Raw genomic sequence first — 26,729 nt, 5'->3', positions numbered from 1 at the left:
AATTATAACACCCTCATTAATGCTCTTGCTTTATCTAAGGTTTCATCATACTCCATCTTTTCATCAGACTCTATGGTGACTCCACCTCCAATACCAAAGTACGCCTTTCCATCCTTTTTTACAATAGTTCTTATAACGATATTAAAGTCTGCGTTTCCCCTAAAATCAAAATATCCTATGGAACCTGTATATATATTTCTTTTTACCCGCTCAAGCTCTTCAATTATTTCCATAGCTCTTATTTTTGGTGCTCCAGTAATTGAACCTCCAGGAAAACATTCTCTCATACACTTTACTGTACTACAATCTTTCTTTAGCTCGCCTTCAACAGTGGATACAAGATGGAATACTGTTGCATATTCCTCAAGCGCAAAAAGCTCTTTGACTTTTACTGTATGTGGTTTACAAACTTTACTTAAATCATTTCTTTCAAGATCTACAATCATAAGAAGCTCTGCTTTATCCTTTTCACTGCTTAAGAGTTCCTCTTTATTTCTTTTATCCTCTTCAACAGTTGCTCCTCTCGGCCTTGTTCCCTTTATAGGTCTTGTTTCCACTTTTCCTTGTTTAATTTGAATAAATCTTTCTGGTGAGGAACTTATAACCTCAAAACCATCTAAGTTCAGAAAGGCTGCAAAAGGTGCTTTATTAATAGTTCTTAATCTTTTATATATTTCAAAAGAACTTTCATTATTATAACACCACATTCTCTGAGTTAAATTAGCAATATAAACATCACCATTTTTTATGTATTCCTTCATTCTTGCTACTGCTTCTATGTACTCACTTTCAGTAAAGTTTGAGTAGAATTTATTATTGCTTTCCTTAAAAGTTTCCTCAACAATTCTGCATCCTTTGCCTATAATGTCTTGTATATCTCTTATACTTTCTTCCCTATGTTTAAGCTTTCCAAGCGCTGTTATGTACTGCTTATTATTTAATAAGTCAAATATAATTATATTATCATAAAAAACAAAGTAACTCTCTGGAATTTGAAAATCCTTTTTTGCTGTATTAGGGAGTTCTTCTATATTCCAACCAATATCATAAGAAAAATACCCTATACAGCCCCCTACAAATGGTATATTTTCAAGCTTAGTATCTTCACCTGTTAGGTTTATATTTTTTAAGTGTTCACGCTCTATAAACTCAATCTCTTTTATTTCATACTCTTTTAGAATTCGTTCCAATTCATAAAAGGGATCTGCATCCTTAATAACTTGCTTTTCTATTTCAACTCTATTTTCTATGCTTTTGAAGATAGCAAATGGATTTATTCCTATAAAAGAGTATTTTGAAAGCTTTTCATCTTCCTTTGAGCTATCAAGAAGTATAGTGTTTTTATATTTTTCAAATAACGAATATACTTCAACAGCATTTAATTCAGTAGATATTTCTTTTATAGTAAGCTTCATATTTTAAGCTCTCCTTCTTTTGCATAATTCTATAAAGTTATTTAATATTTGATGTCCACACTCTGTAAGTTCTGCTTCAGGGTGAAACTGCACTCCTTCAATCAAGTATTCTTTATGTCTGATTCCCATAATCACACCATCAGTAGTAGTAGATGTAATTTCAATCTCTTCAGGTAATTTATCCCTACTTATTATTAAGGAATGATACCTTGTAACATTTAGAGGATTTTTTATATCTTTAAATACACCTTTTCCATTATGTGATATCAAGCTCACCTTACCATGTATCGGCTCTTTTCCTCTAGTAATTTCTCCACCAAAGTAATAACCAATACACTGATGCCCTAAGCATATCCCTAATATAGGTATTTTGCCTTTAAAGGTATGTAATATTTTAAGACAAAGTTCTGCATCCTTAGGTGCTTTGGGACCAGGAGATAGTATAATTCCTTTTGGATTAAGTTTTTCTATTTCCTCTATAGTAACTTTATTATTTCTAAAAACTACTACATCTTCTTCCAGCTCCTCTAAATATCTTACAAGATTATAAACAAAGGAATCATAGTTATCTATCATTAAAAACATTTTTTCACCTCTTAAGTTATAATAACTCTAAACCAACTGGAGAAAGTAATCTCTATTTCAAATAATTTCTTAAATTTGAGCTAGATTTTACTTTGTAAAATAGCAGCAAATAAGTTCAATTATAAACTTGTCTATATATAAAGATAAACAACTTCAATCTTTAAACAATTCATGAAAATAGCCTAGATATGCAATGCTTTTTCATGAATTATAATTTTAGTTATGAAGTTGTGTGTCTAGATATATAAGTTCAATCATTAACGAGTTTTAGGGAAAAGTCTCAGCATTCAATACTTTTCCTAAAATTTTTAATTTAATTATGAAATTGTGTATCTACATGTTAAAATTATTATATCAGAAAATAAGCATAAAATAAGTATAAAATTAAAATTCCTAAGGTGTTTTAAATATTTCCAAAAGATATAGTTATATAAATAAACTGATTCACTGTAGATAAAGGAGTGATTACTTTAATTATGAACACTAAATATATTAACGTAGAATTTCATTGTCACACAAATGCTTCAGATGGTACATTTTCCCCCTCTGAAGTGGTAGAAAATGCAAAGAAAAAAAACTTAGAAATCCTAGCGATAACTGACCATGATACCATTGATGGATTAGACGAGGCCTTAAAAAAAGCAACAGAACTAAATATAAGACTTATACCTGGAATAGAACTTTCCTGCACTCACAACGGAGAAAGCATTCATATTTTAGGATACTTTAGAGATGATTCATATAATTCTAATGAACTTAAGGATTTTCTTAAGGAATTGAAAAATTCAAGAATTGAGAGAGCAAAAAAAATTGTAGAAAATTTAGCTAAATACTTCGATATACACTTAGATTGCAATGCGGTCTTAGAAAAAGGTGAAGGTGTTGTAGCAAGACCTCATATAGCCCAAAGCATAATCGAAGCTGGATATTCATATAGCTGGGAGTATATCTTTGACAAAATAATCGGTAATGATAGTCCTGCTTACATTCCATATAAGAAAATATCTGTATCCGAAGGCATTTCACTCCTAAAAAAATATAATGCTGTAGTTATTTTAGCGCATCCAAAGCTAATAAAAAAGACTCCAGTTGAAGATTTCTTAAATTTTGATTTTGATGGTTTAGAGGCTATATACATTCAAAATTTTAAGAAAGATACTGATTACCTAATTAGCCTTTGTAGAAGAAACAACCTTTTAATTACCTGTGGTTCTGATTTTCATGGTGTCCACGAAGGTGATGCTAAACATGGAGATTTAGGAACAATGAGTATTCCTGTTGAAGATTTAAATAAATTTTTAGATTTTTACAATATAAAAGTTTGACAAAAATAGTTTATTCTAATTCTTAAAAATTTATTTTCACAAAAAAGTAAATTTCAACCTCTATTTAGCGATTAGATTTCTACTAAATAGAGGTTTTTTTCTTTAATTATTTATTAAATTTACAAGATGTTTTTCAAATCTTTAACTAGTTCTTACTTTTATCTCAGCCGCGCTACTTATGATGATTATTAATATTTACAAAAATCATTATTTTAAATCATTAACCTTTATTTTCCCTCACTCATCTCCCTAGCTATAGTTGCTTCAGTTATTTTGTCATACTTTTTATCTTCTATATTTTCTTCTTTATTCTTGTCATCTATATACCATCTGCATTTAGTTGTTGGATTATTTATAATGCCTAATATTACTAAAATTGAAAGGATGGTACTTATTATTTCTTTGTAGTTATCTGGTAATATATTTAAACCAAAAGCCTGAAATATCATAGGTATAAGTGCACTTATTGATACCCAAAGACCATAATTTTTTAATCTAGACTTATCCATAATTATTCCTCCTTTGAATATATTTTATATATTATATTCATATTTATAATAAAGGTACGAGCATAAATACTCCCCCTCCCTCCAAAATATATAACTTCATAACTGAATTGATTTGCTATCACTTAACGAAGGGAAAAAGACTACTTTATTGCATAAAAAGAGCCTCTGCATTCGCAAAGGCTCTCAATTTATTTTCTTCCAAATATTTTTTTAAACCAAGGTTGATTTCTTTCCACTTCCTGCGCTTCTTCAAGCTTAGTAAGTTTTGCATAAAGCTCTTTGTAATATTTTTGCTGAGCTTGCTCTAAAGCATCTCTTAACTCCTGATTTTGTTTTTCTAAGCTCTCCATACGATTCATAATACTATCTAGTGCAGGCGTTACTTTACTTTCAACTCCTTGTTCTATAGTACTTGCTAAAAAATTCATAAACTTTTCTACATTATCAGGCTGCATTACAAGATCACTTCCAAGGCTATCCGTATTCGTTACTGCTACTTCTCCCTGTTGTTCTAACACTTTTTTTATTGCCTTATAATTAAGTCCTTGTTCTTTTAGTTCAAAAACTGACTTAAGTGTTACTAAATCTTCATGTGTATAAATACGCTCTTGAAACTCATTTCTTTTTATCTCTAAGCCCACAGCCTTTTCTATGTATCTTAGATTATGCACTTCGCACTTTAAAATCTCGCAAGCCTCTCCTATAGAATACATTTTTTCTCTGCTTTCTATCATATTTCCACGCCCCTTTATTAATTAAATAAAATTTATCATCTTACTAATCAGTGTCTAAAGTTTAGTAGCTTAAAGCCTCCAAAAACTTATTTTCTAATGCCAAACCGTTCAAATTCTGTCAGGTTAATTATAACATGAATAAACATTCAATGGAAGTATTTTCCTAGCATTATTCATAAACCATACACATTATTGTTCTATTTAGGTTATTTCTTTAGAATGCAGCAATTAACAAACTATTAAAATTGTCATATTTCTTTATTTATTCCAATAAAATATATTGAGAATAAATTTTATAAGGTGATATTATGATTCTTATTAAAGACGTGAAAAGAGAGGCAATTGCTAAACTTAGTGGAAAATGGGGGGTAAGCATCGGTGTCCTAGTATTATACATTTTAATTTCAATGGGCCTATCATCGCTTACTAATGTTATTAAGGTATATACAGGATCTACTCCTCTCTATATTGTATTGACGATACTATCAATAATTATTACTACTTTAATAGCTTTTGGTATTATAAACTTCTTTGTTCTTTTGTCTAGAGAAGAAGCTGTCGCTGTTGGAGATTCCTTCTATGGTTTTAAAAATTCTTCTCTAAAAGCTATTGGTGTTATGATACTTTCTCAGATATTCATCTTTTTATGGACTTTATTACTTATTATCCCTGGAATAGTAGCATACTACAAATACGCCTTTGCACTATACATTTTGAGAGACAATCCTGACATGGAAGTTACTGAAGCTATCAAAAAAAGTAAAGAGCTTGTATATGGTTATAAAGGTAAACTCTTATTATTCCAACTCAGCTTTATAGGATGGATACTTCTTTGCATAGTGACCTTCGGTATAGCTGCTCTTTGGGTTGCGCCATATATTAATACAGCAACGGCAGTATTTTATAATAAACTCTTAGAATTAAAAAAGATTTCTTGATGATAAATTATAAAAAAATGATGCAGTTCAGTTGAACTGCATCATTTTTTATGCTTCTATTAGAAATGCGTAGTATCCCTTCATGGTCTCATATATATCAGCCTTAGATGCTACTTCCCATGGTGCATGCATGTTTTGAAGTGCTACACCACAATCTATAACCTGCATATTATACTGTGCAAGAATATAAGCTATAGTACCACCGCCTCCTTGGTCAACCTTTCCAAGTTCTGCAGTTTGCCAAGTAACATTATGTCTATCCATAATAGCTCTTATTTCAGCCATGTATTCTGCATTGGCATCATTAGATCCAGACTTTCCTCTTGCTCCCGTATACTTACTAAACACAACTCCTCTTCCAAAGAACGCAGAATTTTTCTTTTCCATTATTGATGGATAATTAGGATCAAGAGCAGCAGTTACATCAGAAGAAAGCATTTTCGAATTTGAAAGGCATCTCCTCAATTTTAATTCACTATAATCCCCTACCTTATCCATAATTTCAGCCATTGTGTTCTCAAAAAACTTCGAGTGCATTCCAGTAGCACCAACACTTCCAATCTCTTCTTTATCAACTAAAAGTACAACACATGTTTTATCTATTTCTTCAATATTTAGAAGTGCTTCAAAGGAAGTATAAGCACATACCCTATCATCCTGTCCATAGGCCATTATCATACTTTTATCTAAACCATAATCTCTAGCCTTTCCTGCAGGTACAATTTCAAGCTCAGCAGATACAAAGTCTTCTTCCACAATTCCATACTTTTCATTTAATAACATAAGAATGTTAAGTTTTACTTTTTCCTTTGCATCTTTATCTTTAATAGGTATGCTGCCCACTAACACATTAAGATCTTCCCCTTCGATTACCTTATCAGCTTTCTTTCCTAGCTGCTCTCCTGCAAGATGAATTAAAATATCTGAGATTCCTACTACTGGATCACTCTCATCTTCACCTATAACCACATCTACTACAGTGCCATCTTTCTTGACAACAACTCCATGTATAGCAAGTGGAAGTGTAACCCATTGATACTTTTTAACTCCTCCATAATAATGAGTTTCCATAAGAGCTAGTTCTGACTCCTCATATAATGGATTTTGTTTTATATCTAATCTTGGAGAATCTAAATGTGCTCCTAATATTTTAAGTCCCTTTTCAAGAGGTTCCTTACCAATTACAACCAGCATAAGAGCCTTTTCCATGTTATTGATATAAATTTTATCTCCAGCCTTAAGAGTTTCTCCTTTAGCAATTATATCTTCTAAGTTTCTATATCCCTTTTCCCCAGCTATTCTTATTAACTCAGTTACACATTCTCTTTCTGTTTTACATTGTGACATAAAATTTTTATATCTTTCACTAAGTTTAAATACATTCTGTACATCATTACTAGAATACTTTTCCCAAGCATTAGAAATTTTCCTTTTAATCTCATTACCCTGCATAATTAATCCTCCTCATAATCATATATTATATGATTTTCTAATCTACTCTACTGTTCCGCCATCTTAGCCATTCTACTTTCAATAACATTAACAGGAGTAGTATCAGACATTAAACTATATCTATAGTTTGCAGCAGCTGCCTCAATAATAACCGCTATATTTCTACCAGGTCTAATCGGAACAGTAAGTTTTCTAATCGGTACATTAAGAATCTCTTTAAACTCAGCATTTATACCTAATCTATCGTAATCTCCATCATCTTTCCAATGCTCTAAGTGTATTCCTAGCCTTATTTCTTTAGATACTAAAACAGAACTTAGTCCATAAAGAGCTGAAACATCTATTATTCCCATTCCCCTCACTTCAAGCATACCAAAGGTTATAAGCGGAGAAGTACCGATAAGTTCTCCATCTATTTCCTTTATATCTACTGCATCGTCAGTAACTAATCTATGTCCTCTCTTAATAAGTTCAAGAGCTGTTTCACTCTTACCTATTCCGCTTTCACCTGTTATAAGTATTCCTATACCATATACATCTACAAGAACACCATGTAATCTAGTCTCTGGAGCCATTTTATCAGCTAAGTAAATTGTCATTTTACTCATAAATCTTGTTGTTATTGCACGGCTTCTTAAAACCCAAGTTTTACTCTTTGTTGCAGCTTTTATTAGTTCTTCATGAGGTTCAAGATCTCTTGTCATAATTAAGCAGTTAACATTAAAACTAAAAAATTTATTAAGCCTCTTCTTTCTTAAATCCATACCCATATCATCTAAAAAGCTCCATTCTGCCTTTCCGATGACCTGTATTCTTTCTGGTGCAAAATAGTTATAAAAACCAGCTAATTGAAGTCCTGGCCTATTTATATCACTAACTGTAATAGGTACATTACTTTCACCTTCAAGTAAAATCTCTAAATCAAAATCCTTAATAAGTTTCTCTACTGTTACAATACCCATTTAAACCACCCTTTTTAATTCTTTGAAGTCTTAGGCTCAATTGTCTCTAATTGTGCCCTAAAATTATTCTTAATCTTATCTATATATATTCTTCTTAATCTTTCTTGTTCTTTTTTCTCCTCTTCTGTTAATCCTTCTTCTTTATTCTTTTTGTATAAAAAGTTTATTCTAGCAATTAATTCATCTATCTTCATTTCAATTCTCCTTTTCTGAAAATAAAAAATTTAATTTTTATTAAACTATAAAAAGCTTGAACTTTCAATACTCTTCTATAGTTCTAAAGATAAACAGCTTCAATGCTTAATAAAACTTAGCAGGCATCCATCCTATTAAATTTTAACTAGATTTCAGTTTGTGGAATGACAAAAAATCAATTTAGTTATGAAGTTATTTATCTATTTATTGTACTTAAAATTTTTTCTATAAAATATAACTCAAAATTTATTTTACATGGCTATACAACATTTATCAACGAAAAGTTTAGTGCTTTTTCAGCATTATTGCTTACTCTAAAATTTACTTTTTCTATCTTATTATTATTTTTATATATTTCTATCATACTATTTTTATATTTATTTATACTTTTCAACAAAATTCTATAAACAAATGTAAAAATATGACTAATGAAAAAAATTTACAAAGCTGCATATTTTGTTATAATAAATATATGATATTTTACTGGGAATTGGAGGCGATAAAATTTATGAGTAAACTAGAGAAAAGAATTAAACGAAGAAAAGCTATATTGAATTTTTGCTTACGATATTTGAAACCAAATAATAGGGTTATTATAGCATTAAGTCAGAATTTGGACGAGCTTCTTGTAAGATATCAACAAATATTACTTAGAGCACATATTAAAAAGAATACTAATTCGAGATTATGGAGTAGCCAAATTGCATAAAACAAAAAAATGCCTCTTAATCAAAGAGGCATTTTATTACAATATTAAAATAAAAATACTTCCAACATGCCGTCACACTTGTTAATTCATACCTGCATCTCGCAGATGGGTTTCTCTCATCTTACTTCAGCCATCTTCTGCCACATCAGTAAAATACTTTTTACCTGTGGAGTATTCCTACTTGAAGTCCGACATCTATAAAAATATTGAAAATCCTAAAAAATATTGTAGGTTGAATATACAAGCTTCGCGCACATCTCAGAATCTTCTTGGCTTTATTATAGCATACCTATATACAAAATCAATATTATGTTTTTTCCATAAGCATCTATCTTCTAGAGTCCTAAATCATCGAGAACCTCATCCAAATCAACTTTATTATCCTCATCGTAGAATATAGCTATAAATTCACTATATTGATAGTTATTTACATCTACATCAAAAGATACAAATTGAGCCTCTACTTCAAATTCTTCCGTTGTATCTTCTATTATATCATTCACATTATCAATTGCAATATCACTAAGATATGGTATAAAATATTCACTATACCACTCATCACTTTCAGCATCATAGTCACTTTCTTCATTTGAATACGCTTTAGCAGCTTCTATTTCTTCCTTGTCAAAGTCATAGAAGAATCTTGATACAGTGATATTATCCTTGTACTTTAGTTCTTCTACATCGCTTAAATCATTTTCAGTTAAAAACTTTATTAACTCTGATTTTTTCACAACAATTCATCTCCTTACCCAACATAGACAAGTTTCTTTCCTAATGATTTTTAGAAAACAGTAAATCTTTTACAAATCTATTTTACAATTGTTATATACATTAAAATTAATATAATAACTTCTTATATTCTCTCTTAACAGCCTCAAACTCTTCGTCATCTTCAACTAAATTAAGTTCTTGCTGCTCATCCTCTAATTCATCTACTCTGAAAATATAAGCATCATCTTCATTCTGCTCTCCATCAAGAGGTGATAATATTAAATATTCTTGCTCCTCTAAAAATATTCTTGCTACTGCTTCAAAATCTACTTTATTTCCATTTTCATCTTTAAAAGACATTATTTCTTTTTCTTCCATGTTACTCACCCTTCTTTTCTTATTCTGTCACTATAATTATATATTTAATTTAATTTTATTATAACTTATACCTAATAAAATTAATTAAAATATCAATTTTTCAACCAACAAAAAAGGAGAAACTTCGTCCTTAATCAAGTGACAAGGTTCCTCCTGTTATATTATATAAAGCTTATTACAATTTGGCAATTCTAGTTATTTTATTAAACTTAAAAAATTGTCAATAAACTCATCAGCTCTCTTGTAGTCATCTTCTGAGGGAACAAAATAAAACTTAAAACCTTCTACTGTCTTCAACTTTAAACTCTTTAATCTCTCAGTAAGCATTGGAACTCCTTCACCACTCCAGCCATATGAACCAAAAGCAGCAGCTGCCTTACCTCTATTGATTATTGGATTAACAAGCGAAAGTAGGTCCCATGACGGCTTAACAGCATCTTGATTTATAGTTGGAGAACCAATTAAGAAACCTACTGACTTCTCAATAAATTCTACAGATTTTTCTAGTGGTATTGATGTTATTTCATGTACTTCCACTTCAAAGCCTTTACTTTTAATTTTCTCCTTTAGGTATTCAGCTATTTTTTCAGTATTACCATATGCTGAAATATAGAATATTTGAATCTTATTTTCAACTAAATCAACTTTAGCCCACTCTCTATATAAATCAAGATATTTTTGAACATCATTAACATGAACTGGTCCATGACTTGGTGCCATAATATCTATCTTTAAGTCTTTAATCTTATCTAAAGCTTGATTTACAAATTTCTTAAACGGGCCCATGATTACATCAAAATAATACTTCATTTCCTCATAGTAATCATCTGAAAAATTATCTGTTATACTTCCTTGTGGACAATAGTGACACCCTGTGAAATCACAAGTAAACATTACTGACTTATCCTCAATATATGTGAAAATAGTATCTGGCCAATGAAGATTTGGAGCTGATATAAATTTTAACGTAGTTTTTCCTAAACATAAATCTTCCTTAGCTTCAGCCCCATTAAAAGACTTATTTAAAATATTATTTAAGTAATTTAAAGCAGCCTTTGACCCTATAACTTTTGCATCAGGATAATCTTCAATAAGTTTTATTAGAGAACCACTATGGTCAAGTTCCGTATGCTGAACTATTATGTAGTCTACATTTTTATCTCCTATAATATTTCTTACGTTATCTTTAAATTCATCATAAAACCCTGTTTTTACAGTATCCACAATTGCTATCTTCTCATCATCAATAAGATATGAATTATATGTTGTACCTTTTTTAGTTTCCATTATTATGTCGAATATTCTCAGTTCAGGATCTTTAACACCTATCCAATAAATATTATCTTTCAACTTTTCTACTGCCATTATAACCACTCCCAATCATCTTTATTTATAATTAAATTGTATCAAATAAACATATTGTTTACAAATAATTATTTTTATTAAATAATTATACTATTTACGAATGGAAGTATTTAATTGCTGAAACTACAACTAAATATTAATAAGTGAGCTAGGTTCTCCGTTATAAAAAACATACTCATAATGAAGAGCTCTTGTAAGTATTACATAAAGCAATTTTTTATCTAATTCTGTCTCTCTATAAGTTTGTTCATCACAATTAAATATTATAGAACAGTCAAATTCTAATCCTTTTGTTAGATACGAAGGAATAATTATTCTATCTAACTTTATACTACTATCTGCTTCCTTAATTAAAGTCCACTGGTAATCACTATTCTTTTTCATTATATCTCTTATCTTTTTACATTCTTCAAAAGTTCTTCCAATTATGGCTACACTATTTTTACCATCATTAATTACCTTATTAACAATATCATCAATAGTTTTTGCAAAATCCTTAAAATTATTATATTTAATTATCTTAGGTTCTTCTCCGTGTCTTAATACAGGCACTGCAGGTTCTATGTTATTTTCTTGCTTTTTAAGAACCTTATTAGCAAAATTTATAATTTCTACTGTAGAACGATAACTTTGTGTGAGAGGTATATAACTACAGTTGCCACCAAAAACTTCTTCAATAACTTTGTTCCAATTTAAAATTCCCTTATAATAATAAATTCCCTGACCTATATCACCTACAATAGTTAAAGAATTTCCTTGTGAAAACATTGAAATTACATAAAGCTGTAGAAGAGAATAATCTTGAGCTTCATCAACAACAATATGCCTTAACTTTTTATTTTCACTTATTCCTTCTATTTTTACCTTCAAGTACATCATGGCAGCTAAATCATCACTATCTATAATTGATTTTTCATTATTCTCTTTAAATTTATCCTTAATATAAGACCATAAGCTTTTAGGAATTATTCCTCCTGTTACATCTTCATAGATGGTCTGATCTTCAAAAAGCCTCAAGTATAAACCTTTTGTGTCAATTCCTTTCCAATTTTCAAAGTAACTATCAAATTCTTTTTTAGAATTAGTTTTTATTCTGCTTTTTAGATTATCTCTATCATCATAAATTTCTATAAGCTTTTTTCTTCTATCAACAGAATCCTCCATTTGTTTCTTAGTACGAGCCACTTGATACTCATATTGAAAATCAACCTTTTCTAAAATATTAAAGATTTTCTCATTTAGCTTTAATGAAAGATATCTTTTTATTTCATCTTTACGTCTATTAATAGGTAAATGACTTAGATCTTTTGTATAAAGCTTTTTAATATCCTTATCAGTAATCAAGGTATAACCTTCTACCTTGATAGAATCAATTTCTGCAAAATCTCTTTCAAGTACTTTTAAATATCTATCAAGAATTTCTTTAAATACCATAGAGCCTTTAACTTTGCTGCTATTTGTAATATATTTAACCGCATCCTCATCCTTGCTTTCTAAAACCTCTTGAAGTTTCTTATCTTTAGAGTAAACTCTTCCTTTTACTTTAAGATGTTCCATAGCTAATTCATCAAAGGTCTTTTGTTTAACTTCTCCTACCCCTAGATTTGGAAGAACTTCTGAAATATAATCTAAAAATAATTTATTTGGAGCAATAACTAAAATATCTTTTCCTTCTAGTTTATCCTGGTATCTATAAAGTAGATATGCCAACCTATGAAGAGCTACTGTTGTTTTACCAGAGCCAGCAGATCCCTGAACTATAATTGGAATACTTCTCTCTGCTCTAATAATATCATTCTGTTCTTTTTGTATAGTAGCAACAACTTCTTTAAGCTTGCTTCCTGTACTTTGCTCAAGGTTAATTTTCAAAAATTCATCAATAAGAGCGTTTCCTTCTTCTTCTGCTAGATTTGATTTTAAAATAATTTCATTAATCCCCTCATCAAAGATATCTTTAATTTCTTCATTTTTAAATAAAAATTTTCTTTTTAATGATAATTGGCCTTCTATAACTCCAATTGGAGCTTTATAATAAGCTTCACCTTGTGTTCCACTATAATATAAATCTGCTATAGGCGCTCTCCAGTCTATAACAACTTCTTCACCTTGGGATGCATTCCCTAATCCAAACTTACCTATATAGAAACTTTCAGTTTCTCTCCTATACTCTCTAAAATCTATTCTTGCAAAATAAGGTTGATTATACGATTCCTTATAATACTCAAGATTTTTATGTACTATATCATAAAGCTTATTAGAAATCTCAAGTTCCTCACTGTAACTTCCTCTTGCAACCTTTTTTAACTCTCCTATTTTCCTTAAGAGTTTTTCTTCATCTTCACCTTGCTGACTTATTTCATTTTTAATCCACTGTTTAGTTTCTTCTAAATGCTTTCTTTCATAGCGCAAAACTTCTTCTTTTTTCATATATAGTATCCCCTTTTTAGCTACATAAGTTTACAATTTTTAAATTTAGAAACTCATAAGAAATAAAAATCAGGATTTTTTCTAAAATTCATGAAGAATTAACCTTATGTACCATATTATTAAAATTTAATTATATATTTTTTTATAATTTGTTGTCAATAAAACCCAAGTAGTTTTCATATAATTTATTATAGACATTTATTATAATGAGGTGGAACAATGAAAATATTAATTCTAGGAGCAAACGGTCATATAGGAAATTATCTTTCAAGTTACTTAAAGGCTGAACATGAAATTATTCCTTTAAGTAAAGGTGACTTAGACATCAGAGAAAAAGATTCAGTTATAAATATAATAAAAAGCTTTTCGCCAGACATCGTTGTACAAGCAGCTGGTATTTCTAATATTGACTACTGCGAAGATCATGAAACTGAATCCTATAGTGTTAATACCCTTGGTACGCTAAATGTTGCATATGCTTGCAATTCCCTTGATATCCCAATGGTATATATATCTTCTGGTTATGTTTATGGAGACTCTAAAGAAACCCCTTATTTTGAAACAGATAAATGTAATCCTATTAATGTCTATGGTAAATCAAAATTAGCAGGAGAAAAACTAATACGAACTATCTGTAAAAAATACTTCATAATTAGAACCTCTTGGTGTTTTGGTGGTACCAAATGTTATATTAAGAAAATACTTGATAACATTAATTCTCCAGTTTTTTTAACTTCAGATAGTATTGTTAACCCCACATACATCGAAGACTTAGCTCGATGTATATCCCAAATAATTCATTCTGATTTTTATGGTGTTTACAATTGTGTAAATACAGGTTATGTATCAAAACGTGATGTAGTACAGTTTATTTTTGAGTATTTAAGATCTAAAAAAGATGTCTATAGTATACCTTGCGACTTTACAGCTTCTTTAGCTCCAAGACCTAATTTTAGTGCAATGGATACAAAGCTCATATACAACTGCTTTGGCGTAATTATGCCTACATGGCAGGATAGCTTAACAAAATATCTAGATAGTATAATAGTCTTTAAAAATTATAACTAAATAATTGCATAACTTAATTTATAATTAAAGATTAAAATTGTTTATCTTTATCAATAAACCTTATTCCATCAATATAAACATCAGTAAAATATATAATATAGAAATGAGTTAATACCAAATAAAATTTAATAGGAATGGAACCTATTAAATTTGAAACAGATTTCACTTTGTCAAATGGCAACAAATAACACTAACAAGACGTTGAGCCTGCTGAGAATGACGAAAAAAAGGGACTACCATCAAAGGTAAGTCCCTTTCTATATATCATTAACTTAAAATCTATTTAGTATTGAAAAAAGTTTAATTTCTATTCTTTAAGCTGAAAGCTTTTCCTTAAAGTCTTTTCCAGTAGCCTTTGATACAGCCTCTACTAGTGCATATGTTATAGTTCCATCAATTGCATGATGAAGTATTGTACCAATAAATACTGTTATAAGTATAGCCTTTAAATTGAATCCTGGAAAAGGCATAACAGCTATTGCCTCAAGTAATCCGTGAATTGGAGCTGTTACAGCAATAACTTTTGCATAAGAAACTCCTTTTTTTATCATATACGCCCCAAGAAGACCAACAAAAATATGCATAGCTGCTCTAGCAACAACAAATAGTGGTGTTCCTGCAACAACAAATCCTATTGCTGAGCCTATTCCAACAACAACAGCAACAAAAGGTGAAATTAACATACTTAAAAACATTGGCACATGTGATGCAAGTGTAGCAGTAAAAGGAGGTATGTTAACCCTTAAAAAGCTAAATTGTATTGGTATAAGTATTGCTAAAGCTATTAAAATAGCTGCATAAGTCATTTGTTTAATTGTTGTGTTTCTCATTTTGTGTACCTCCATCTATAGTGTATATACACTAGTTTACACCTAACATTTACATTTGTAAACAAACTTTATACAAACTAATACTTTCCCAATGTTATAATTATTCTAATAAATTATAGGAAGACGCTCTCCACAATTCGGACAATTACTATTTTTAAGAGTATTTCTAACCACATATCCGGTTCTATCTATAACTTTTTCCTTGCACTGGTGGCAATATGTTGAATTATCTATCCCTTGAACGTTTCCAACATATACGTAATTTAAATGCTTCTTTGCTAATTTTTCTGCATTTAAAATAAAATCTATAGAGGTAGGCTCATTAGTCATCTTATAATTTGGATAATATCTACTTAAATGAAGCGGTATATTAATGTTAATTGAAGATAAAAATTTTGATATTTCTTCAATCTCTTGCAGTGATGTATTTTCTCCTTCTACAAGTAAAGTAGTAATCTCTACATGACAGTATTCTGATGCCTTATTAATAGTGTTTAATACAAAGTCTCTTTTTCCATTACATACCTTTGAATAATATGATTCATTCCATCCCTTTAAGTCTATATTCATTGCATCAACAAATGGTAAAAGTTCTAAAAGTGGTTCCTCACTTATATAACCATTTGTTATAATTACGACCTTTGTTTTCTTATTTCTTTCTTTTATAGTTTTTGATGCTTCAAAGATATATTCATACCATATAGAAGGTTCGTTATAAGTAAAAGCAACGCCAATGTTATTCTCCGTTTCATTAATTATACTAACAAGCTTTTCTATCTCTAAATACTCACTTTTCGGTTTATACTGTGAAATAGAATAATTTTGGCAAAAGGAGCACTTAAAGTTACATCCAAAACTACCAATTGATAGAATATTTTTACCTGGATAGAAATGATAAAGAGGCTTCTTTTCAATAGGATCTAATGCAATAGAAGTTACCTCGCCATAGTTTAAAGTATATAACATTCCCTCCTTATTCTGCCTAACACCACATAACCCCATTCCTCCAGGTTGTATTACACAAGTATGTGGACATAACTTACATCCTAAAGTTCCATTTTCTTTCTTTTTATAAAACAGAGCTTCCTTATTCATAGGATCCTTCCTCCTTATGTCTCATCACCTCAAATCGTTCAATAGTATAATCTTCTGTAGGTGAGATATTCCCTTTTCTTAAGGCAATAAAAAGCTGTCTTTCAACAGTATCAACACCTTCAAGATCTGGAAGAAGAAGTCCTCTTCTTGAACCCATGGATACAATAACTCCATATCTTTTGGGATCAAGCTCTTTCTTTGAGGTTTTCTCCGGAGCAGTTAAAACATCTACTGATATATCTATATCCAAAAGCTCTGATTCTCTTAATGGTGAGAACCTTGGATCATCAAAAGCTGCTGCTAACGAATTTTTTATTATTTCCTCACCAATAGATGAAGTTACTGGATATATGGTACCTATACAGCCTCTTAATTCTCCATGTTTCTTAATAGAAACAAATGCTCCTCTTTTTATCTTCTTCATTTCCTCAGGAAGATTATCTGGAACCTCCATAGCTTTTCCATTTAAAAAGTAATAAACTATGCTTTTTCTTGCTAATCTTACATAAGTATCAGAGCTTTCCACTCTTTCGCTATATTTTTTATTCTTTAGATCTAAAAGTTCCCTTAAAGTATCCCTCTGACATTTTGTAATGTTAAATTTCATTACACCGTACCCAACACCAAGGGTACCTTCATAGGATAAAACTTCACCTTTAATTTCATATCCATTCATAGATCCTAACATTATATAAATACTTCTTAATCCACATTCACCAGCTTCTCTTATAAGTTTTCTATCAAGTTCAAAAACTCCTGTTACATTTCCATTAGAAAGAAGACCTAGAAGCTTTTCATCAAATTCTTTTCCATAAGAACTATAACTATATGGACCTTCATCCTTTAATCGGTGAGATAAATCACCTGATGCAATTAAAACTACATTATGATTTCCAACTTCTACAGATTGACGTATTGCCATTCCAAGTTTATATAATTCAATATCTGAAAGCATACCATAAGTAATATGCACGAGTTTAAACTGTTTATATTTCTTAGTTAAAAAGTAAAGAGGCACTATAGCCCCATGATCAAGTTCATATTTTCTTTGAAAACTTTCAAGAAGTTGAGTATTTGCTGGTACTACTGCTACCTTATATTCTGTGGCATATGAAATTATTGAGTTTACTAACTCTAGGTCTATTTTAAATTTCATTTCTACCCCGGTTGCTCTAAATTTTGATAAATCTCCTTCTATACTATCTTCTGCTAAAAGAGCAACAGCATCATTAAACATAGGCCCATGAGGAGTTATTATTATTACTGTATCTGGAGCAACTTTCTTTACTTCTTCTCCAATTTCCATACATGCCTTAAAGGTTTTTTCTATTTTCTTTTCCTCACCTTTACCAACCTCAGGAACAATTATAGGTGGATGAGGCATTAGATAGTATCCAAGGATTTTCCCCATAAAACTCACCTCTTCTTTTTGTAAAAAATTCTAATAAACTATACTACTTTCCTTACTTTATTAATATATTGTCCGAATTCCTATGCTTTATCCATCAGCCTAATAAGCAATGCAGATACTAAATGACGGGAAAATTTAAGATACTAAAATTTGTAGAGAAAACTAGAAAACTAAAAATTACTCAATCTAAGCATAAAAATACTTTTTATGCTTAAATATTTTTATTATAACTAAAAATACTAAAGGTAAGGAGGTGATGTCATGGTAACTTCAATAACAACTAGAGAAGTTGTCCAAGAACTTAATCAATATTTACAAGGGATTTATATGGGCGTTGATGCCTTCGAGAAATATGTTGACAAAACAAAAAGTGAAGAAATCAAAGGAGCTCTTTCAGAAATTCACTCTACTTATAAGCGCCATGCTGGTTTAATAACAAATAGAATTTCTGAGCTAGGAGGAGAACCTATAACTAAGGTTAGCCTTGTTGGAAAACTTAGTGAAATATATGAAGATATAAAAGAGCTCACGGTGAACACAGACTTAGAACTACTGGAAAAAGCCTATGATGCTTGTAAAACAGGATTCATTATGGGCCAAAAATTTTTAAATGAAAGTAAAAATCTTGACCATTCCAGTTATCAGTTAATTAAGGAACTGGTACATGATAGCGAAGAATGTGCTACACGAATATCAGGGCTTTTTGAATTGGTTATAAATAAACATTAAAGGAATTCAGTTTTTCTGAATTCCTTTAATGTTTAATGGTATGATACTAAATTTACTTTTCTTCCTCTTCATCAACAAGCTCGTACATTTCTATGGCTTTATCAACATACATAACTCCATCTAAGTGGTCGATTTCATGACAGAAACATCTTGCCAAAAGTCCTGAAGCTTCATACCTCATGTTCTCACCATTTTCATTTAATGATTCAACTACAACCTTCTTTGGTCTCTCTACAAGTCCTTCATATCCTACATAGCTTAGACATCCTTCATATCCTTCTTCTTTTCCTTCTTGCTTAACTATTTTAGGATTTATTAAAATTAATGGCTTTGAACCATCTCTAAGATCTATAAAAACAACCTTCTTATTTACTGCAATTTGAGGTGCAGCAAGTCCAACACCATCTACTGAATAAAGAGTATCCTTTAAATCTTGTATTAAATCTAATGTTTCTTTATTTATTTCACTAACTGGTTCACAAATCTTTCTTAAATGCTCATCTCCAAGCTGAATGATTTTTCTTATTGCCATAACTTTCTCCCTTCAAATAACTTTTGCTCTTAATATTATTACATAATATAAAGTATTTTTCATTAGAAATTTTGTTCCACATTAAAAAATGCAACTAAATCATTACCTCTCGGCCTCGTTTCTATAAAATACAGTAAACCTGTTTGCAGCACGCAAACAGGCTCTACTTTTAAAAGTGTGGATCTATTTCGTTTTTTTGAATTCTTCTTAAGTCTTTAAGTCTTAAACGAGTTTCATCCATGATTTTATCCCATGATTCACCATCGATTATCATTTTTTTAGCAACTTTGTATGCTTCATCCTTACCTTTAATCATAAGTACACCCCTTTTCCTTTGTTTAAGAATATATAAGCTCTTGAAAATAAGCCTTATTTTTTAATACTTTTTTAAAAGTCTTATTTTAATAAGAACTTATATATCTCTACATTTTTAGTTTGCAACGGAAAAGAACTATATATTCATTATAAAAACTAAGTACTTAGGATACTAAAAGTTAGTAATGTTATGATATTTATTAAAGCTCTTTTTCAAAACAAACTAGATCTAACACTCTTCCAAACTTTTCTCCTACACCTTTAAAATGTGCACACTTTTCATAACCACATTTTTGAAAAAGAACCTTACTTTGCTGATTTTCATCTGCAACTACAGCAAGAAGAACCTTTATATCTGAATTTCTTGCTTCTTCTTCGATAAAGTTAAGAGCTTTTGTTCCTATGCCCTTTCCACTTAACTGTGGTGAAAGGTATATTGTAACTTCTCCACTTCTTCTGAAGGCACCTCTATTTTTAAATGGTACAGTCAAGATATATCCTATTAACGTATCCTCATGAAAAATTCCAAAGGTTTTATACCTCTTATCTGGATGAAATAATATACCCTTCATCTCATCATAACTAATATCATCTATATGAAAGGTTACAGTTGTATTTCTCACATAATAATTATATATCTCTCTTGCAGCCTCAATATAATCTTCTGTAAATGGTATAAATTTTATATCCATATTACATTATTCTCCTAAAACCATTCTAGCAATCTCTACTGATTCCTTAGCATCTCTTGCATAAAAATCAGCTTTAATCATTTCTGCATATTCTTTATTGAGTACTGCACCTCCAACCATGAATTTACAATTGTGTCCCTTTTCTCTTAAAAGAGCAATAGTTTCCTCCATACTCCTTACAGTAGTAGTCATAAGCGCACTTAATCCCACCAATTGTACATCATGCTTTTCTACTGCTTCTAATACTTTTTCCTTTGATACATCTTTTCCTAAATCAATTACATCATATCCATAGTTTTCCAACATAGCCTTGACAATATTCTTTCCAATATCATGAATATCACCCTTAACAGTAGCTAATACTATCTTGCCTTTAGATATACTTTCACTTGAAGAACCTGCAAGTTTTGCTTTAATAACATCAAAAGCCTTCTTTACTGTTTCTGCAGACTGAATAAGTTGCGGTAAGAAAACCTCTCCCTTTGCAAACTTATCTCCTACATAGTCCAAAGCAGGAACAATATACTCATTTATTACTTCAGTTTCTTTCTTTTCCTTTAAAAGTTCCTCTGTAGCCTTAGCTGCTTCTTCTTTTATACCTTTTACAATTATGTCATAAAGGCCTAATGTCATTCTCTCTGTTACATTGCCTAAAGCTTTTGCCTTTTCCCCACTAAAATCCGCAATATAATTATTAGAACCTATATCCTCACCACTTAGCACCTTAAAAGCTTTAACTGAATCCATCATATCCTTATCTAATGGATTTATTATTGGAAGAGTTAATCCTGCTGTCATTGCCATTGTTAAGAAAGTTCTATTTATAAGATCTCTTCTAGGTAATCCAAAGGAAATGTTAGATACTCCTAAAACTGTATTTACTCCTATTTGCTCTCTAAGATATGTTATTGCCTTAAGAGTTTCAAAAGTTTGGTCTTGGCTAGTAGATGCTGTTAAGGTTAAACAATCTATGTAAATATCTTCCTTGCTTATTCCATACTCTTCGGCTCTTTTGATAATCTTCTCTGCAATTTCAATTCTTTCTTCTTTGCTAGTAGGAAGTCCTCTTTCATCTAAAGTTAGTCCTACCACTGCAGCACCATACTTCTTAACTAAAGGAAGTAAGGAATCTAATATTTTATCCTCTCCATTTACTGAATTTAGAATAGCCTTTCCATTGTATACTCTAAGTGCTGCCTCAACAACCTTCGGATCAGTAGAGTCAACTTGAAGAGGAATTGGAGATATAGATTGAACCTCCTTTATAACCTTAATTATCATTTCTTCTTCATTGATTTCAGGAAGCCCAACATTAACATCTAATATATCTGCTCCTGCTTCAATTTGAGAAATGGCTTCTCTTAATATATAATCTAAATTTTCGTTCTTAAGTGCTTCTTTAAAAAGTTTTTTACCTGTAGGATTTATTCTCTCACCTATTACTCTAACGCCATCAATAATTACAGCCTTTGAATAAGAACATATTGCACTTATCGGTTCTACAACAGATATTACTGGCTTTAAGTCCTTAAGCTTTTGGCTTAATTCTTTAATAAAACTCTCATCAGTACCGCAGCATCCACCTACTATTCTTACACCTTTTTCACAGAAACCTTTTACTTCTTTTGCAAAAATTTCTTTTGAAATATCAAATACGGTTTCTCCATTAACTACCTTAGGCAATCCTGCATTGGGTTGAACCATAACAGGAATCTTACTATATTTTAATACTTCTTCTACAATTGGTCTTAATTCTATTGGGCCTAAGGAACAGTTGATTCCTAGTGCATCTACTCCTAACCCTTGAAGCGTTAAAGTCATTGATAGAGGATCGCATCCTGCAAATGTTCTACCAGTACTTTCAAAAGACATAGTACAGAAAACAGGAAGTTTTGTATTTTCCTTTGCAGCTAGCACTGCTGCTCTTGTTTCTCCTAAATCTGTCATGGTTTCTATAAGAATTAAATCAGCACCATATTTTTCGCCTAATGTCATAACAGTTTTAAAATATTCATAGGCTTCTTCAAATTTTAGTGTACCCATAGGTTCTAGTAATTGTCCTAATGGTCCTACATCTAACGCTGTTAATACCTCTGCACTGCCTATAGCTTCTTTTGCATTTTCAACTGCAGCCTTTATTATTTCTTCAAGAGAATAACTACAATTTTTTAATTTAAGCCCGTTTGCACCAAAGGTATTAGTTGTTATAACCTTAGCACCTGCTTCTATATATTTTTTATGTATCTCAATAATATTACTTGTTTCCTCAATGTTTAGAACCTCTGGAAGAGCTCCTCTTTTAAGCCCTCTATTTTGAAGCATTGTGCCCATAGCTCCATCGAAAATCAATATGTTATCTTTTAAATACTTTTTAATGTCCACAACTTCCACCTACTCTCCTAAAATTACAATCTTTAAATTTAGAACATATTGCACAAGTTTTTCTTTTTTTTGCTATCTCTCCCTCTACAACTCCCATTATTGCAGTCACAGACTTTCTAGGGAGCATTATATTATCATTAGTTACTGTAAGACCAATAGCTGCATTACAATTTAATGTTCTTATTAGCTGCCCTTGAACATCTATGGGAAGATCTCCATAGCCAGGACTATACCTCCAATTTAAGTTTTTTCCTTTACTTTGCACTTCTTTTCTTAAATTAGCTTCCAATATATCGCATACCTCTTCTACTGCTTGAGTGCTGCAAGCATCTAAAACAAGAGCTCTAGCTAAATCTACTTTTTCATAGTATCTTATCTTTCTATCCACTTCACTACCTAATGTTACAGCCATTACTACAGAGCACATACTATCTTTTAAGTGATCATAAATATCCTTTCCTGTAAGAACCAAGGAGCTATTTTTCAACTCAACAGCTCCTTCTTTCTTATTTAACTCAAAGAAGTTATATACGAATCTAGGCTTCACAATGATTTTTATTTCTTCTATACATTCATCTATGAGTTTTTCTGTTCTATCATCAATCTTCTGCTGCTTGTAGCCTAGATATCTCAAAACTTCATTTCTATCTATTGTTAAATTAAAATTATTCATTATCCTCACCATATATATTTAGATTAAAACCTTTTTCTAAAACATATTTTGCATATTCCTTAGCTCCAAATAATGAAAGATCTCTATAATTACCACACTGAAGATCATTTGCAGCAGGTACTTCTTCTGCTTCTAATACTTTCTTTAATCCTTTTTCAAGAGCCTTTTTAACTTCCTGTGGTTCTCTATCGCCCCAAAGAATTAGATAAAATCCTGTTCTACATCCCATTGGTGAAATATCAATTATTCCATCGATCTCATCTCTTAAGAAACCAGCAAGAAGATGTTCTAGCCCATGTAACGCCCCTGTAGGTATGCTCTCCTTATTTGGTTGTGTAAATCTTAAGTCAAACTTTGATACCTTATCTCCTATTATCCCTTCTAATGTACAGCATTTTCTAATATAAGGTGCTATTACCTTTCTATGATCTAATTCGAAACTCTCTACCTTTTTCATAAAATTCCCTCCATTTATACTGATTTTTCACTATTTACGCAATTTAAAATCGTACTTATACTTTCCGTAATTTTTCTAGCTACATACGGATTATTCATAGTGTATAAGTGAATTCCCCTAACACCAGTTGAAATTAAATCCACAATCTGCTCAATAGCATAAGCTATTCCAGCATCTCTTAGAGCCTCTGGGTTATTTTCATATTTATTCATTATTTTAATGAATTTTTTTGGCAATTCAACACCACAAAGAGATATTATTTTTTCTATCTGCTTTTTATTTGTAATTGGCATAATACCAGCTTGCACCGGAACAGCAATCCCTCTTTGATTAGCTTTATTCAAAAAATTATAGAATAAACTATTATCAAAGAAAAGTTGTGATATTAAAAAATCTGCTCCACAATCTACCTTATACTTTAAAGCATCAATATCCTTTGATAAATTCTCACATTGAATATGACCTTCTGGATAACAAGCTGCTCCTATACAAAAACCTTTTCTATCTTTAATATGCTCAACTAATTCATACGCATAATTATATTCCCCAATATTTTGTACTTGATCACTAATATCTCCTCTCAACGCCAATACATTTTCTACATTGCACTCCTTTAAATCATTAAGAATATTTTCTATGTGAGCTTTTGTAGAATTTATACAAGTAAGATGAGCTAAAGCTTCAATATTATACTTATTTTTTACTAATGATGAAAGTTCCTTTGTTCTGTTATCTATTAAACTTCCTCCTGCTCCATAAGTTACACTTATATAATCTGGCTTAAGATCCCCAAGTGCTTCTAAGGTACTATAAATAGTATTAACTGATGAAGTGCTTTTAGGAGGAAAAATTTCAAAAGAAAAAACTACATTTTTGGTATTAAAAAAATCTTTGATATACATATAAAGCCCCCTTATATTTTCATTAAATCCTGAATGTACATTCAATGTAACTCAACAACTACATCATGACCTCACTGTACAAAAAGTTTCCCCATGTATAATAGACTATATTAAATTATCTTTAAAATAGACTTACTATAGTTTTTTTTATAAAAAAAAACCTGAAGGATATTCCTTCAGGGCACAAGCCACTAAATATCCTTATCTCTCAGCATTAGCTGCAGGATTTAGCACCTTTACGATTTCTCATAAGGTTGCTGGGTTTCACCGGGCCAGTCCCTCCACCTCTCTAGATAAGTTCCGTATTCATTTAGATAAATTATACAACATAACATGTTATATGTAAATACTGTGTTTAATTTTATTTAAATTAATAAAAATATTTTAAAGCTATCTTTAATATTGATATAATTATATTATACTTATACATGTTTTTACCTATTTTACAATTCTATGAAAATTCAATATTTAACTTATTTTCTAATTTTCTAAGATTATTTTAAATTAGACTTATTTATTTTATATTAACAACACTAATAAAAAGGAGATGGCTAATGAGAATACAAGATGAAATTAAGATTGTAATAGAAGAGAAATTAGATAAACGTACAAAATTACTTATAAGCTTAATAGTTATTTTAGGATTCTTAGTTGTAATTAATATAACAAGTATCCTTGGAAAAACTGTAAATAGTTCCTCCTCTGAGGATAAGTTTACAAGTATACTATCTGATTCTTATCAAACACCTATACAAGTTTTAAAAACTTATAATGATGATAAGTTCTTATATGCAATGTATAGAAAAGATTCTAAATATGGATTAACTGTTTTTGAGAAACATAAATTTCTTCATAGTAGATTTATACCTTCAAAAAATATAGAGAACTCTAATAATTCAAAAATAGGATATATAGTTATAAATGACGAAAAAGCCTCAAAAGTAGTTTTTTTTGGTGACCTTGAAAAATCTACTTCTTCATTTATAGATGTAAGCTATAATGAAAAAAGCTTAAGAGCAAACCTTGATTATGATGATAATAAAAGGATTATAAAAGTTTTTACCTTTGAAAAAGATTCTTCTTCGGAAGCAGAAATAAAAGTTTTAGATAAGAATAATAATAATTTGACAGAATCATTGAAATAAAATTTAATAAACACACATCTTGTTAATCTTTAAACAGATAAAACAATATCTTGCTTGCAAAATATCTATATTTTACTTTAAACACCAATACTATACTTCTATTGTGAATTAATAACTTCGATTATTTAAAATGGGATGTCTTAATGATAAGAGACATCCCATCTTATTCTTTATTACTGTATTATTAATTTAAATTCAAGCGTAACCCTTGGTTTTAATAAATAATTACATTAAAATTTTCTTAAAACAACATAGAATTTCATTTAATATGATTATGTAAAAGCTAAAAAATTAATATAACCTACATTGTTCTACCAGGTATTATAGCATCGACTATCCCTATAACTATTGAAGCTATTATAGCTCCTAATAATGTTACTCTCATTCCTGGAACTATAAATTGTGCTGCATATAATATTATTACTGAAATAACAAAACCTTTAAATCCTTTTCCAAAAGGTGATGCATCAACTCCCATTACTCTTTCTACTGCATAATCTATTAAACTTATTACCAATGCTGCTAATATATATGACCATAATCCTACTATGCTAAAACCTGGTGTTAAATATGATGTTATAGCTAATACTATTATAGTTACTATAAACCTTACTATAGCTCCAAGTATGCTACCATCATTTGAAACTCTTTTATCTTCGTGACCCATAACTTGACTACCTCCTTAAATTTAAATGTTTTATATATAGATGATACTTGATAATGTTATATTTTTTAATACAACATTTGTAGATAGTTTGTGCTAAAAGTCAAAAAATATAATATAAATTGA

The 26,729-nt window shown here is 30.1% G+C and carries 28 protein-coding genes and 1 riboswitch; of the genes, 6 read left to right on the top strand and 22 right to left on the bottom strand.

Features of this window, described 5'->3' with window-relative positions; genetic code table 11:
* Window positions 1-2: 2 nt before the first annotated feature.
* Entirely contained in the window at window positions 3-1,415 is a 1,413-nt protein-coding gene (pabB, locus tag CPJCM30710_RS11310; protein WP_212904283.1) for an aminodeoxychorismate synthase component I, read from the bottom strand.
* A gap of 3 nt (window positions 1,416-1,418) precedes the next feature.
* Window positions 1,419-2,000, bottom strand: a complete 582-nt coding sequence (locus tag CPJCM30710_RS11305; protein ID WP_212904282.1) for an anthranilate synthase component II — start codon at window positions 1,998-2,000, stop codon at window positions 1,419-1,421.
* Between the two features lie 476 nt (window positions 2,001-2,476).
* Between CPJCM30710_RS11305 and CPJCM30710_RS11300 the strand changes: the two genes are divergently transcribed.
* The gene (locus CPJCM30710_RS11300; protein WP_212904281.1) at window positions 2,477-3,325 is read left to right on the top strand and encodes a PHP domain-containing protein; all 849 of its coding nucleotides are present in this window, start codon (window positions 2,477-2,479) and stop codon (window positions 3,323-3,325) included.
* A gap of 227 nt (window positions 3,326-3,552) precedes the next feature.
* Here CPJCM30710_RS11300 and CPJCM30710_RS11295 read toward each other — a convergent pair whose 3' ends face one another.
* Both CPJCM30710_RS11295 and CPJCM30710_RS11290 read right to left on the bottom strand, forming a co-directional pair.
* A complete protein-coding gene (locus CPJCM30710_RS11295) occupies window positions 3,553-3,834 on the bottom strand; it encodes a phage holin (RefSeq protein WP_212904280.1) in 282 nt (93 codons plus the stop codon).
* 188 nt (window positions 3,835-4,022) lie between these two features.
* Window positions 4,023-4,568, bottom strand: a complete 546-nt coding sequence (locus CPJCM30710_RS11290) for a MerR family transcriptional regulator (RefSeq protein ID WP_212904279.1) — start codon at window positions 4,566-4,568, stop codon at window positions 4,023-4,025.
* Between the two features lie 308 nt (window positions 4,569-4,876).
* On the opposite strand from CPJCM30710_RS11290, the gene CPJCM30710_RS11285 reads away from it, so the two are divergent.
* Window positions 4,877-5,506, top strand: coding sequence for a DUF975 family protein (locus CPJCM30710_RS11285; RefSeq protein WP_212904278.1), 630 nt, complete (start codon window positions 4,877-4,879; stop codon window positions 5,504-5,506).
* Between the two features lie 48 nt (window positions 5,507-5,554).
* On the opposite strand, the gene CPJCM30710_RS11280 is transcribed toward CPJCM30710_RS11285, so the two are convergent.
* From CPJCM30710_RS11280 to CPJCM30710_RS11270, 3 genes are read right to left on the bottom strand one after another with little or no spacing between them, the layout of a single operon-like run.
* Entirely contained in the window at window positions 5,555-6,958 is a 1,404-nt protein-coding gene (locus tag CPJCM30710_RS11280) for an aminopeptidase (RefSeq protein WP_212904277.1), read from the bottom strand.
* Window positions 6,959-7,005: 47 nt separating this feature from the next.
* Window positions 7,006-7,920: an HPr(Ser) kinase/phosphatase gene (gene hprK / locus CPJCM30710_RS11275; RefSeq protein ID WP_212904276.1), complete on the bottom strand. Its 915-nt coding sequence runs from the start codon at window positions 7,918-7,920 to the stop codon at window positions 7,006-7,008.
* 14 nt (window positions 7,921-7,934) lie between these two features.
* Complete coding sequence (locus tag CPJCM30710_RS11270; RefSeq protein ID WP_212904275.1) at window positions 7,935-8,114, bottom strand: DUF896 domain-containing protein; 180 nt, start codon at window positions 8,112-8,114, stop codon at window positions 7,935-7,937.
* A 509-nt stretch (window positions 8,115-8,623) separates the two neighbouring features.
* On the opposite strand from CPJCM30710_RS11270, the gene CPJCM30710_RS11265 reads away from it, so the two are divergent.
* Window positions 8,624-8,824 (top strand): Spo0E family sporulation regulatory protein-aspartic acid phosphatase, encoded by a 201-nt coding sequence (locus CPJCM30710_RS11265; protein ID WP_212904274.1) that lies wholly within the window; start codon window positions 8,624-8,626, stop codon window positions 8,822-8,824.
* A 335-nt stretch (window positions 8,825-9,159) separates the two neighbouring features.
* On the opposite strand, the gene CPJCM30710_RS11255 is transcribed toward CPJCM30710_RS11265, so the two are convergent.
* From CPJCM30710_RS11255 to helD, 4 genes are all read right to left on the bottom strand, one after another.
* Complete coding sequence (locus tag CPJCM30710_RS11255) at window positions 9,160-9,558, bottom strand: hypothetical protein (protein WP_212904273.1); 399 nt, start codon at window positions 9,556-9,558, stop codon at window positions 9,160-9,162.
* Between the two features lie 106 nt (window positions 9,559-9,664).
* Complete coding sequence (locus tag CPJCM30710_RS11250) at window positions 9,665-9,916, bottom strand: DUF1292 domain-containing protein (protein WP_212904272.1); 252 nt, start codon at window positions 9,914-9,916, stop codon at window positions 9,665-9,667.
* A gap of 195 nt (window positions 9,917-10,111) precedes the next feature.
* A complete protein-coding gene (locus CPJCM30710_RS11245; protein WP_212904271.1) occupies window positions 10,112-11,281 on the bottom strand; it encodes an FprA family A-type flavoprotein in 1,170 nt (389 codons plus the stop codon).
* 129 nt (window positions 11,282-11,410) lie between these two features.
* Window positions 11,411-13,708 carry an RNA polymerase recycling motor HelD gene (gene helD, locus CPJCM30710_RS11240; RefSeq protein WP_212904270.1) on the bottom strand — a complete coding sequence of 766 codons (2,298 nt, stop codon included), beginning with the start codon at window positions 13,706-13,708 and terminating at the stop codon, window positions 11,411-11,413.
* Between the two features lie 219 nt (window positions 13,709-13,927).
* Between helD and CPJCM30710_RS11235 the strand changes: the two genes are divergently transcribed.
* Entirely contained in the window at window positions 13,928-14,776 is an 849-nt protein-coding gene (locus CPJCM30710_RS11235; protein WP_212904269.1) for an SDR family oxidoreductase, read from the top strand.
* A gap of 314 nt (window positions 14,777-15,090) precedes the next feature.
* Here the strand turns inward: CPJCM30710_RS11235 and CPJCM30710_RS11230 are convergent, their stop codons facing one another.
* The 3 genes from CPJCM30710_RS11230 to amrA form a co-directional block, all read right to left on the bottom strand.
* Window positions 15,091-15,606, bottom strand: coding sequence for an ECF transporter S component (locus tag CPJCM30710_RS11230; RefSeq protein WP_212904268.1), 516 nt, complete (start codon window positions 15,604-15,606; stop codon window positions 15,091-15,093).
* Between the two features lie 105 nt (window positions 15,607-15,711).
* On the bottom strand, window positions 15,712-16,701 hold the full coding sequence (gene amrS / locus CPJCM30710_RS11225) for an AmmeMemoRadiSam system radical SAM enzyme (RefSeq protein WP_212904267.1): 990 nt from the start codon (window positions 16,699-16,701) through the stop codon (window positions 15,712-15,714).
* Window positions 16,694-18,112, bottom strand: a complete 1,419-nt coding sequence (gene amrA, locus CPJCM30710_RS11220) for an AmmeMemoRadiSam system protein A (protein WP_212904266.1) — start codon at window positions 18,110-18,112, stop codon at window positions 16,694-16,696. Before amrA ends, amrS begins: the two co-directional genes overlap by 8 nt.
* Before the next feature lie 261 nt (window positions 18,113-18,373).
* On the opposite strand from amrA, the gene CPJCM30710_RS11215 reads away from it, so the two are divergent.
* Window positions 18,374-18,841 carry a DUF2383 domain-containing protein gene (locus CPJCM30710_RS11215; RefSeq protein ID WP_212904265.1) on the top strand — a complete coding sequence of 156 codons (468 nt, stop codon included), beginning with the start codon at window positions 18,374-18,376 and terminating at the stop codon, window positions 18,839-18,841.
* A 52-nt stretch (window positions 18,842-18,893) separates the two neighbouring features.
* On the opposite strand, the gene def is transcribed toward CPJCM30710_RS11215, so the two are convergent.
* The 7 genes from def to metF all read right to left on the bottom strand — a co-directional run bounded on the left by def (window position 18,894) and on the right by metF (window position 24,794).
* A complete protein-coding gene (gene def / locus CPJCM30710_RS11210; protein WP_212904264.1) occupies window positions 18,894-19,373 on the bottom strand; it encodes a peptide deformylase in 480 nt (159 codons plus the stop codon).
* A 169-nt stretch (window positions 19,374-19,542) separates the two neighbouring features.
* The gene (locus CPJCM30710_RS11205) at window positions 19,543-19,689 is read right to left on the bottom strand and encodes a hypothetical protein (RefSeq protein WP_212904263.1); all 147 of its coding nucleotides are present in this window, start codon (window positions 19,687-19,689) and stop codon (window positions 19,543-19,545) included.
* A gap of 199 nt (window positions 19,690-19,888) precedes the next feature.
* On the bottom strand, window positions 19,889-20,380 hold the full coding sequence (locus CPJCM30710_RS11200) for a GNAT family N-acetyltransferase (RefSeq protein ID WP_212904262.1): 492 nt from the start codon (window positions 20,378-20,380) through the stop codon (window positions 19,889-19,891).
* Between the two features lie 6 nt (window positions 20,381-20,386).
* The gene (locus tag CPJCM30710_RS11195) at window positions 20,387-22,762 is read right to left on the bottom strand and encodes a homocysteine S-methyltransferase family protein (RefSeq protein ID WP_212904261.1); all 2,376 of its coding nucleotides are present in this window, start codon (window positions 22,760-22,762) and stop codon (window positions 20,387-20,389) included.
* Window positions 22,752-23,435 carry a vitamin B12 dependent-methionine synthase activation domain-containing protein gene (locus CPJCM30710_RS11190; RefSeq protein WP_212904260.1) on the bottom strand — a complete coding sequence of 228 codons (684 nt, stop codon included), beginning with the start codon at window positions 23,433-23,435 and terminating at the stop codon, window positions 22,752-22,754. The genes CPJCM30710_RS11195 and CPJCM30710_RS11190 overlap by 11 nt, the downstream gene beginning before the upstream one ends.
* Window positions 23,428-23,892 carry an S-ribosylhomocysteine lyase gene (locus CPJCM30710_RS11185; protein WP_212904259.1) on the bottom strand — a complete coding sequence of 155 codons (465 nt, stop codon included), beginning with the start codon at window positions 23,890-23,892 and terminating at the stop codon, window positions 23,428-23,430. Before CPJCM30710_RS11185 ends, CPJCM30710_RS11190 begins: the two co-directional genes overlap by 8 nt.
* Before the next feature lie 14 nt (window positions 23,893-23,906).
* Window positions 23,907-24,794, bottom strand: coding sequence for a methylenetetrahydrofolate reductase [NAD(P)H] (metF, locus tag CPJCM30710_RS11180; protein WP_212904258.1), 888 nt, complete (start codon window positions 24,792-24,794; stop codon window positions 23,907-23,909).
* A gap of 198 nt (window positions 24,795-24,992) precedes the next feature.
* A riboswitch (SAM riboswitch) is annotated at window positions 24,993-25,094 on the bottom strand.
* A 254-nt stretch (window positions 25,095-25,348) separates the two neighbouring features.
* Between metF and CPJCM30710_RS11175 the strand changes: the two genes are divergently transcribed.
* Window positions 25,349-25,939, top strand: a complete 591-nt coding sequence (locus tag CPJCM30710_RS11175) for a hypothetical protein (protein WP_212904257.1) — start codon at window positions 25,349-25,351, stop codon at window positions 25,937-25,939.
* Window positions 25,940-26,240: 301 nt separating this feature from the next.
* On the opposite strand, the gene CPJCM30710_RS11170 is transcribed toward CPJCM30710_RS11175, so the two are convergent.
* The gene (locus tag CPJCM30710_RS11170) at window positions 26,241-26,606 is read right to left on the bottom strand and encodes a phage holin family protein (protein WP_212904256.1); all 366 of its coding nucleotides are present in this window, start codon (window positions 26,604-26,606) and stop codon (window positions 26,241-26,243) included.
* Window positions 26,607-26,729: the final 123 nt, after the last annotated feature.

Source organism: Clostridium polyendosporum (assembly GCF_018332455.1).
Classification (GTDB): domain Bacteria; phylum Bacillota; class Clostridia; order Clostridiales; family Clostridiaceae; genus Clostridium_AY; species Clostridium_AY polyendosporum.
Note: the sequence above shows the minus strand (reverse complement) of the source record. Positions and strands in the feature narration are given on the sequence as shown.